9 protein-coding genes are annotated in these 7,257 nt (G+C 60.1%); 4 read left to right on the top strand and 5 right to left on the bottom strand.

The genetic code is table 11. The features are described from left to right. From ACRESD_RS00430 to ACRESD_RS00420, 3 genes are all read right to left on the bottom strand, one after another. Positions 1-425: Rho termination factor N-terminal domain-containing protein (locus tag ACRESD_RS00430; protein ID WP_431749128.1), on the bottom strand; the 425-nt coding region annotated here is incomplete at its 3' end. A gap of 235 nt (positions 426-660) precedes the next feature. Next, positions 661-990 (bottom strand): thioredoxin TrxA, encoded by a 330-nt coding sequence (trxA, locus tag ACRESD_RS00425; RefSeq protein WP_015886460.1) that lies wholly within the window; start codon positions 988-990, stop codon positions 661-663. 121 nt (positions 991-1,111) lie between these two features. Further along, positions 1,112-1,807, bottom strand: coding sequence for a FadR/GntR family transcriptional regulator (locus ACRESD_RS00420; protein WP_431749127.1), 696 nt, complete (start codon positions 1,805-1,807; stop codon positions 1,112-1,114). A 256-nt stretch (positions 1,808-2,063) separates the two neighbouring features. Between ACRESD_RS00420 and ACRESD_RS00415 the strand changes: the two genes are divergently transcribed. From ACRESD_RS00415 to ACRESD_RS00400, 4 genes are read left to right on the top strand one after another with little or no spacing between them, the layout of a single operon-like run. Beyond that, a complete protein-coding gene (locus tag ACRESD_RS00415) occupies positions 2,064-2,849 on the top strand; it encodes a transporter substrate-binding domain-containing protein (protein ID WP_431749126.1) in 786 nt (261 codons plus the stop codon). A 14-nt stretch (positions 2,850-2,863) separates the two neighbouring features. Further along, positions 2,864-3,532 (top strand): amino acid ABC transporter permease, encoded by a 669-nt coding sequence (locus ACRESD_RS00410; protein WP_431749125.1) that lies wholly within the window; start codon positions 2,864-2,866, stop codon positions 3,530-3,532. Then, the gene (locus ACRESD_RS00405; RefSeq protein WP_431749124.1) at positions 3,529-4,179 is read left to right on the top strand and encodes an amino acid ABC transporter permease; all 651 of its coding nucleotides are present in this window, start codon (positions 3,529-3,531) and stop codon (positions 4,177-4,179) included. The genes ACRESD_RS00410 and ACRESD_RS00405 overlap by 4 nt, the downstream gene beginning before the upstream one ends. Next, positions 4,166-4,903 carry an amino acid ABC transporter ATP-binding protein gene (locus ACRESD_RS00400; protein ID WP_431749123.1) on the top strand — a complete coding sequence of 246 codons (738 nt, stop codon included), beginning with the start codon at positions 4,166-4,168 and terminating at the stop codon, positions 4,901-4,903. The genes ACRESD_RS00405 and ACRESD_RS00400 overlap by 14 nt, the downstream gene beginning before the upstream one ends. On the opposite strand, the gene ACRESD_RS00395 is transcribed toward ACRESD_RS00400, so the two are convergent. Continuing rightward, complete coding sequence (locus tag ACRESD_RS00395) at positions 4,884-5,414, bottom strand: hypothetical protein (protein ID WP_431749122.1); 531 nt, start codon at positions 5,412-5,414, stop codon at positions 4,884-4,886. The two genes, ACRESD_RS00400 and ACRESD_RS00395, sit on opposite strands and share 20 nt — an antisense overlap. Continuing rightward, positions 5,404-7,257: fimbria/pilus outer membrane usher protein (locus ACRESD_RS00390; protein ID WP_431749121.1), on the bottom strand; the 1,854-nt coding region annotated here is incomplete at its 5' end. The genes ACRESD_RS00395 and ACRESD_RS00390, both read right to left, overlap by 11 nt.

The following is a 7,257-nucleotide window of genomic DNA, read 5'->3' as shown; positions in this document are numbered from 1 at the left end:
GTCGGGAACAGCGGGGTCAGGTTCTCGAAGAGAATCTTGTTTTTCGCGTTCTCGGGACGATCGAAGTTGATCGTGTCGACCTTGAGCAGGGCGAAATAACGCTCGCCTTCCTTCGGAGGACGGATCTTGCCAACGATGGTGTCACCGGTGCGCAAGTTGAAGCGACGGATCTGGCTCGGCGAGACGTAGATATCGTCTGGGCCGGCGAGATAGGAAGCGTCTGCAGAGCGGAGGAAGCCGAAGCCGTCCTGGAGAATCTCCAGCACGCCATCACCGGAGATTTCCTCGCCGCTTTTCGCGTGCTTTTTCAGCAGGGAGAAAATCACGTCCTGCTTGCGCGAACGGGCCATATTTTCTATGCCCATTTCTTCGGCCAGTTGAAGCAGGTCGGTAATCGGCTTTTGCTTGAGTTCAGTCAGATTCATATAGGAATGACGTAATCATTTATGGAGGGGGGGAAATTAAGCTTTTGGCTTAATGAGGCCGCGCCGCAGAGAAGGCGACAGGATCGCGTACTAATCGAAAAGGAGTGCGTCGGCGACGGCTTGCAGGGGGCAGTGGAGAAACCAGTGCGGGGCCGAATGTACCACCTGAGTTTGGGAGCGTCTAGCCCTGTTTCACGAAAAAGCCCCGCTATTAACGGGGCTTTTTTGTCGGCGCTTAGATGTTAGCGTCGAGGAAAGCTTGCAGCTGAGACTTCGACAGCGCGCCTACCTTGGTAGCTTCGACGTTGCCGTTCTTGAACAGCATCAGCGTAGGAATACCGCGCACGCCATGCTTGGCCGGGGTTTCCTGATTGTCGTCGATGTTCAGCTTGGCAATGGTCAGCTTGCCTTCGTAGGTGGTCGCAATGTCGTCCAGAACAGGCGCGATCATTTTGCAAGGGCCACACCATTCAGCCCAGTAGTCAACCAGTACCGGGCCAGCAGCCTTGAGTACTTCGGCCTCAAAGGTCGCGTCGGTGACGTGCTTGATAAGATCGTTGCTCATGGATGTCTCCGGATTGTAAGCAAAAAAAACGTTGCCCATCATAGCCGCCCTTCCCCCGTTCAGGAAGCCGCCTCTGATTGAGTCTTCCTATGATGACCCATGAGTTTGGGTATAGCCCAACTCACGGTATTACGGGGGTCACGAAGGCTATACCCGTGCGCAACGCCGCATTGCGCACGTGTTCCTGCATGGTTTTCTGTGCCGCCGTGCTGGCCCGGCGAGCCAGGGCGCGCAAGATCCTGCGGTGTTCCTGCCAGGTTTCCATGGCCCGCTCCGGTCGGATGAACGGTAGTTTCTGGCTTTCCAGGAACACGTCGGCGCTGGCGCTCAGAATACTCACCATTGCCTGATTACCACTGGCCAGCAGAATGCGCTGATGGAATTCGAAGTCCAGCCGAGCGGCGGCTTCGAAATCACCGGCCTTGAGCACTTTGCGCATGGCTTCGACGTTATCTTCCAGGCAGTCCAGCTCATCGAGCGTCAGCGTCACCGCCGCCAACCCCGCTGCAAACCCTTCCAGGGCATAGCGCAGCTGGAAGATATCCAACGGCGTAGCCTGGGCGGCGAAGGGCCAGGCGAACCCAGGTGTTTCCTGGGCCTCTTGAACGAACACGCCTTTGCCCGGCTGCACACTGATCACGCCCAAGGCACTCAAGGATGACAACGCCTCACGCAACGAGGCCCGACTGACCCCCAACTGCACCGCCAGGTCGCGCTGGGACGGCAGCGCATCGCCGGCTGCAAAGCCCTGTTCCTTGATCAGTTTGCGAATGGCCTGCAGGGCCGCTTCCGGTACGGCTTGTGCGATGGAATTCATAAAAGACTCAGGGTTCCAGACAACTGACCGGCTAGTTGTAAAGCTATTCGCAGCCCTCGGCAAGCGACGCCCCAAAGGGACTCGCGCGGTTTTGTCGACGCTCGAAAAGGGTGCGAAACGCCCCCGAACTGTTCAGACCAGTAAGACCAGAAAAACACAGCAAATTCCAGCGATCCAGGCCATTCGCACCGTCATGGCATGGGCCATGCAATGACCCGAAACAGAACATTCCCCTCGTCTCTTCCGGAGAGTTGCCATGACCAAGCGCTACAGCGCCCTGCTCACTGCCTTGTTTGCCAGCCTGATGCTGAGCCAGGCACCCGCCCAGGCCAACGGTCTGGACGATATCGTTGCCCGTGGCACCCTCAAGGTCGCCGTGCCCCAGGACTTTCCACCCTTCGGCTCGGTCGGTCCCGACATGAAGCCACGCGGCCTGGATATCGATACGGCCAAAATGTTGGCTGACCAACTCAAGGTCAAACTGGAGCTGACCCCGGTCAACAGCACCAACCGCATCCCGTTCCTCACCACCGGCAAGGTCGACCTGGTGATTTCCAGCCTGGGCAAGAACCCCGAGCGGGAAAAAGTCATCGACTTTTCCAAGGCGTACGCACCGTTCTACCTGGCCGTGTTCGGCCCACCCGACGCGCCCATCAGTACCATCGACGACCTCAAGGGCAAGACCATCAGCGTGACCCGTGGCGCCATCGAAGACATCGAGTTGACCGCCGTCGCGCCCAAGGAAGCCACTATCAAGCGCTTCGAAGACAACAACTCGACCATCGCCGCTTACCTGGCCGGCCAGGTCGACCTGATCGCCAGCGGCAACGTGGTGATGGTGGCGATCAGCGAACGCAGCCCGAAACGCGTTCCGGCGCTGAAGGTGAAGCTCAAGGACTCGCCGGTGTACGTAGGCGTGAATAAAAACGAGCCGGCCCTGCTAGAAAAGGTTAACCAGATACTGGTCGCGGCCAAGGCCGACGGCAGCCTGGAAAAGAACGCAATGCAGTGGCTCAAAGAGCCGTTGCCTGCCGACCTCTAAAGCGGAGCTGATCCATGGCTTATCAATTCGACTTTGTGCCGGTGCTGGCCAATACCGACCTGCTGTTGCGTGGCGCATTGTTCACCCTTGAGCTGACGGCTATCGGCGCGATCCTGGGAGTGGCGCTGGGCACCGTCGGCGCCGTGGTACGGGCGTGGAAGATCAAGCCCTTCACCTGGCTGTTCGGCGTGTATGTCGAGTTGATCCGCAACACGCCGTTCCTGGTGCAACTGTTCTTCATCTTCTTCGGCCTGCCGTCCCTGGGGCTGAAGATCACCGAGTGGCAAGCCGCCGTGCTGGCGATGGTGATCAACCTGGGGGCTTACTCCACGGAAATCATCCGCGCCGGTATCCAGGCCATCCCGCGCGGGCAGTTGGAAGCTGCCGCCGCGCTGGCAATGACGCGCTTCGAGGCCTTCCGCCATGTGGTACTGCTGCCAGCGCTGGGCAAGGTGTGGCCGGCCCTGAGCAGCCAGATCATCATCGTGATGCTCGGCTCGGCGGTGTGCTCACAGATCGCCACGGAAGAACTCAGTTTTGCCGCCAACTTCATCCAGTCGCGCAACTTCCGAGCCTTTGAAACCTATGCCCTGACTACCCTAGTGTATCTGTGCATGGCGCTGATGATTCGCCAATTGCTCAACTGGATCGGCAGCCGGTTTGTGATGAGGAACAGCCGATGAGTGATTTTTCCTTCTGGGACATCGTGCGCAACCTGCTCACCGGCCTGCAATGGACCTTGTTGTTGTCGCTGGTAGCGTTCATCGGCGGAGGCGTGATCGGTTTACTGGTCATGACGATGCGCATCAGCCGCAAAGCATTCCCGCGCAATGTCGCCCGCACCTATATCGAACTGTTCCAAGGCACACCGCTGTTGATGCAACTGTTCCTGGTGTTCTTCGGCGTCGCCCTGCTCGGTGTGGATATCTCGCCGTGGTTGGCGGCGGCGATTGCCCTGACGCTGTTCACCAGCGCCTATCTCGCCGAAATCTGGCGCGGCTGCGTCGATTCCATCGCCCATGGGCAATGGGAAGCCTCGGCCAGCCTGGCACTGAACCCGCTTGAACAACTGCGCTACGTGATCCTGCCCCAGGCGCTGCGCATTGCCGTAGCGCCTACCGTGGGTTTCTCGGTGCAAGTGGTCAAAGGCACCGCCGTGACCTCGATCATCGGCTTCACCGAACTGACCAAGACCGGCGGCATGCTCGCCAACGCTACCTTCGAGCCCTTCATGGTCTACGGCCTGGTGGCCCTTGGTTATTTCTTGCTCTGCTACCCCCTGTCCCTCAGTGCGCGCTACCTGGAAAGGAGACTGCATGCCTCTGCTTAGAATTTCCGCCCTGCATAAGTATTACGGCGATCACCACGTACTCAAGGGCATCGACCTGACGGTGGATGAAGGTCAGGTCGTGGCGATCATCGGACGTAGCGGCTCGGGGAAATCCACCCTGCTACGCACACTCAATGGCCTGGAGTCCATCAATGATGGCGTGATCGAAGTCGATGGCGAATACCTCGACGCCGCCCGCGCCGACTTGCGCAGCCTGCGACAGAAAGTCGGCATGGTGTTCCAGCAGTTCAACCTGTTCCCGCACCTGACCGTCGGCGAAAACGTGATGCTTGCGCCGCAGGTGGTGCAGAAAGTGCCGAAGGCCAAGGCAGCCCAATTGGCCAAACAAATGCTGGAGCGCGTCGGGTTGGGCGAGAAGTTCGACGCCTTCCCCGATCGTCTGTCCGGCGGCCAGCAACAACGCGTGGCGATTGCGCGGGCCCTGGCCATGTCGCCCAAGGTGCTGCTGTGCGACGAAATCACCTCGGCCCTCGACCCGGAACTGGTCAATGAAGTGCTCAGCGTGGTGCGCCAACTGGCCAAGGACGGCATGACCCTGATCATGGTGACCCACGAAATGCGCTTTGCCCGTGAGGTCGGCGACAAACTGGTGTTCATGCACCAGGGCAAGGTGCATGAAGTGGGTGACCCCAAAGTCTTGTTCGCCAGACCGGAAACCGCCGAGCTGGCCAATTTCATTGGTTCTACGGAACAGCCGGACTGACCAGTTCGAACTGACCATGCCCCTCCAACAGCATCTCCCGACGTACCGATAGGGCATCGGCCGGCAATTGAACCGCTATTTCTACCTGGGCCGTCAACCGCCGGCCCATCACCGGCGTGCCGCCTGCGCTTGCATACAGCGCACGCCCCGGTAACAGCTGCCCGCTGGAGACCTCATCGGGCTGCCACGCTACCGGCCTGCCGTCGACCTGAGCCTGCCTCAGGTTCAAGGTGAAACGCCCCTGCCGCCCGAACTGAAAGCCTTGGGCATCGGCGGCTACTCCGCTGAAACGCAGCGCCATCGCCGAAGGTGCTGTGCAAAGTACGCTCAAGTGCAGCGTACGCGGCGTGTCCAGCGTCACTGTTGGCCTGCCGGACGATGCTTGCGAAGGGCGAATCACCCCGTAGTCGACACGGGGCTCACTCAACGTCATCCGGCAGTTTTCGGCCTGCGCCTGGGTTGCCACAAGGACCACCCACAACAGCCACAGGCTCCTGTGCTTAGCGAACATGGCAGACCACCGGTGCGGTTTCATAGAGTTTGTCATCGTCAGGCTCTTGCTCAGGATTGACTTGCAGCAGGCAGGATTTGGAATCCGGCAGTGAAACCGTCAGGGTTTGCGGCCCATCGATATTGCTCAGGAAAACCATGCCCTCACCCACTACGCTGGTCACAAAGTGGTTGCCTTCGCCGAACACCGCGGCACCTTGAGGCAGTGGCCGGCCCTCTTCGTCCTGGGCTTCAAGCAACAGACGGCGGACTTTCACCACATCAAAGTCCAAGGTAGTGACTGAACCACGACCGGCGGCGAGCACCTTGGTACCGTTCTTCAAGTCGACGCGTTTGGGCAGCGATTGGGTCTGCACTTGCAGATGGTTGTTGCTGTAGGCCTGTAGCCCGGGGATCACCGCCTGGCCACTGAAGTCGGTCCAGACCGGCCCCTGGGGCGTCGAGATCTTGGCCCCACCGACATCGCCCACCGAGGCGATGCCAAAGGTGTCCTGCACCGCATACGGCGAGAAGGTCACGCCGTGCTCATGAGCCACGATGCCGCCTTGCAGTTGGCCGGAGTAGTTGGTGTTCGACGGATCACGGTCGACGCCCAAGCTCACGCGGGTATACAGCGGCAAGACGTCCACACGACCGCGCACGCTTTGCTCTCGCTCTTTCACGTCCCGATCAACACCGACCTCGTAGTTCACATAGTCGTTGACCCGCTCGCTGAGGGCGGTGCCGGCATCCAGCCGGTCACCTCGACGGCTCACATAAGAGCTCACACTTCGATCAGCACCCAAGGGCACCGTGACCTGCAGCCTGACAGACGTGCCCTCGTCCAGCCGCTCGTCGCGGCGGCTACCCCGAACCGGGTCCAGGCGCCGAGGCTCGGTCGCACCTACCTGGGCGTCGGCGATCAGTGCGACACCCACGCCGTTGAACGTGTTGTTCCACGAGGCAAAGAGGTGATCGTTGGATTGCCCGTCAAACTGCGAGCTACGGGTGAAACCGAGGGAGAACCCACCCAGCGACGGGGCCGCCCAGTTCAAACCTGCCGTGTACTGGCGTTTGAAACGTGCATCGAGGTTGTACCCCCGCGACGCCTGGCCAGCGTCCAGTACCTCACGGTAGCCGCGGCTCTGCGCCGAAGCACTCAGGTTGATATCAAGGTTGGCAAATAACGGAGTCCCCAAAGACAACGTGCTACGCGCGCCGCCCACCTCATCTTGAGCATCACGGGACAGGTTATGGCGCACGCCCACGGTCACCTGGTGGAAAAACACACTGTTCAGGGAGCCGCCTGCCGACTGATACTCGTCGGTACTCAGTAAACCGAAACCCAGCGACGAGCGCTGGCCCAGCCCCCAGGTGCCGCTGCCCATGGCAACCACAGGGGATTCCTGGTTGTCGATGGCCGTCTCACGTACCTTACCGAGGGAAAAATAGTACCCCGGCTCCACCGGAGCCCCACCACGAAAGGAAGCAGCGGGCACCACGAAACTGCGCCTTGCCCCACGCACGTCAATCACGCTCACATCAAGATCGCTGGTGCTGTTCAGCAACGGCAAACCGGTCAGCCTGAACGGACCTTCCGGCACCAGGGTGGAATGGATCAACGCACCCGATTGACGAACTTCGACCCGCGACTGGCTTTGAGCCAGCCCTTCAACCACGACATTGCTGTCGCCCGCACCGCTGCGCTGCTGGCCGTCCGGGGATAACTGCAAACCTGTCAGTTGTACACCGCCAAAAATCGGGTTGTTGCTGGAAATCTGCCCCACCTGGAAGGTCGATTGCAACGCCGCGATATCACGCTGCGCATAGGCGTTCACCTGTTCGGTGCGCGTCTTGCCGTTGTC

Source organism: Pseudomonas sp. (assembly GCF_050739995.1).
Classification (GTDB): Bacteria; Pseudomonadota; Gammaproteobacteria; order Pseudomonadales; family Pseudomonadaceae; genus Aquipseudomonas.
The sequence above is the reverse complement of the archived record's forward strand: the minus strand, read 5'-3'. Positions and strand labels throughout refer to the sequence as shown.

What these genes read in the sequence shown, in the direction of transcription:
- ACRESD_RS00400 (WP_431749123.1), top strand. Translation starts at nt 4,166, where the DNA reads ATGCCTCTGCTTAGAATTTCCGCCCTGCATAAGTATTACGGCGATCAC.
- ACRESD_RS00415 (WP_431749126.1), top strand. Translation starts at nt 2,064, where the DNA reads ATGACCAAGCGCTACAGCGCCCTGCTCACTGCCTTGTTTGCCAGCCTG.
- ACRESD_RS00410 (WP_431749125.1), top strand. Translation starts at nt 2,864, where the DNA reads ATGGCTTATCAATTCGACTTTGTGCCGGTGCTGGCCAATACCGACCTG.
- ACRESD_RS00405 (WP_431749124.1), top strand. Translation starts at nt 3,529, where the DNA reads ATGAGTGATTTTTCCTTCTGGGACATCGTGCGCAACCTGCTCACCGGC.
- trxA (WP_015886460.1), bottom strand. Translation starts at nt 990, where the DNA reads ATGAGCAACGATCTTATCAAGCACGTCACCGACGCGACCTTTGAGGCC.
- ACRESD_RS00395 (WP_431749122.1), bottom strand. Translation starts at nt 5,414, where the DNA reads ATGTTCGCTAAGCACAGGAGCCTGTGGCTGTTGTGGGTGGTCCTTGTG.
- ACRESD_RS00420 (WP_431749127.1), bottom strand. Translation starts at nt 1,807, where the DNA reads ATGAATTCCATCGCACAAGCCGTACCGGAAGCGGCCCTGCAGGCCATT.